Origin of the sequence: Streptomyces phytophilus, from assembly GCF_013870535.1 — a bacterium.
Taxonomy (GTDB): Bacteria; Actinomycetota; Actinomycetes; order Streptomycetales; family Streptomycetaceae; genus Streptomyces; species Streptomyces phytophilus.
Genome location: NZ_JACBXC010001451.1, coordinates 1 through 1,417, shown reverse-complemented (window position 1 = coordinate 1,417; position 1,417 = coordinate 1). Strand labels below are relative to the sequence as shown.

The 1,417-nt window shown below is 71.8% G+C and carries 1 protein-coding gene and 1 pseudogene; both read left to right on the top strand.

Features of this window, described 5'->3' with window-relative positions; translation table 11 throughout:
- The first annotated feature begins 62 nt into the window (after positions 1–62).
- A complete protein-coding gene (gene galU, locus H5J30_RS33250) occupies positions 63–971 on the top strand; it encodes a UTP--glucose-1-phosphate uridylyltransferase GalU (RefSeq protein ID WP_181791444.1) in 909 nt (302 codons plus the stop codon).
- Positions 968–1,417 (top strand): annotated as a pseudogene (locus tag H5J30_RS33245) (gephyrin-like molybdotransferase Glp); the annotation flags it as partial. The gene galU and the pseudogene H5J30_RS33245, both read left to right, overlap by 4 nt.

The following is a 1,417-nucleotide window of genomic DNA, read 5'->3' as shown; positions in this document are numbered from 1 at the left end:
AACGCCGCCTTTCTGGCCTGGTCGCTGCCCACTTGTCCGTACCTACCCTTATGGTGCTGAACATGGATTCTTCGCGTACTCGGATCACCAAGGCTGTCATCCCGGCCGCCGGTCTCGGCACCCGCTTCCTGCCGGCGACCAAGGCGACGCCGAAAGAGATGCTGCCCGTCGTCGACAAGCCCGCGATCCAGTACGTCGTCGAGGAGGCCGTCTCGGCCGGACTCACCGACGTCCTCATGATCACCGGGCGGAACAAGCGCCCGCTCGAAGACCACTTCGACCGCAATCACGAGCTGGAAGAGGCCCTGCGCAAGAAGGGCGACGAGGCGCGCCTGGCCAAGGTCGCGGAGTCCAACGACCTGGCGAACATCCACTACGTCCGCCAGGGCGACCCCCGCGGCCTCGGCCACGCGGTGCTGTGCGCCGCCGAGCACGTCGGCGACCAGCCGTTCGCCGTCCTCCTCGGCGACGACCTCATCGACCCGCGCGACCCGCTGCTGGCCCGCATGGTGCGCGCCCGGGCCGACCACGGGGGCAGCGTCATCGCGCTGATGGAGGTCGACCCGGAGCAGATCCACCTCTACGGCTGCGCGGCCGTGGAGACCACCGCGGACAGCGACGTGGTGCGCGTCACGAACCTCGTGGAGAAGCCCGCCACCGCCGACGCCCCCAGCAACTACGCGGTCATCGGCCGCTATGTCCTCGATCCCGCGATCTTCGACGTGCTGCGCACGACGGAGCCCGGCCGGGGGAACGAGATCCAGCTCACCGACGCGCTCCAGCGGCTGGCGACGGACGAGGAGCTCGACAGCCCGGTGTACGGCGTGGTGTTCAAGGGCCGGAGGTACGACACGGGCGACCGCGGCGACTACCTCCGGGCGATCGTGCGCCTCGCGTGCGAGCGCGAGGACCTCGGCGCCGACCTGCGCGCGTGGCTGCGGAAGTACGTCGCCGAGGAGATGGCGGATTGAGCGAGGCCGTGAAGGGGGCGACGGACGCGGGCGAGCAAGACCCGGGGACCGCGGCGCAGGAGGCCGGGCCGCGGCCGGGGTCCTCCGGTGTGTGGTCCGTCGAGGAGCACCTCGACGACATACTGCGGCAGGTCCGCCCGCTGGAGCCGCTGGAGATGCAGCTGCTCGACGCCCAGGGCTGCGTCCTCGTCGAGGACGTCACCGCGGCCGTCGCGCTGCCGCCCTTCGACAACAGCTCCATGGACGGGTACGCGGTGCGCACCGTAGACGTCGAGCGGGCGAGCGACGAGTTCCCCGCCGTGCTGCGCGTCATCGGCGACGTACCGGCGGGCGGCGCGGGCGAGTTGCCGCACGTCGGCGCCGGCGAGGCCGCCCGCATCATGACCGGCGCCCCGCTGCCGCCCGGCACGCAGGCCGTCGTCCCGGTGGAGTGGACCGACGGGGGC

Bases quoted from the DNA above. Each gene is read 5' to 3' on its own strand.
- galU (WP_181791444.1), top strand. From the start codon at position 63: ATGGATTCTTCGCGTACTCGGATCACCAAGGCTGTCATCCCGGCCGCC.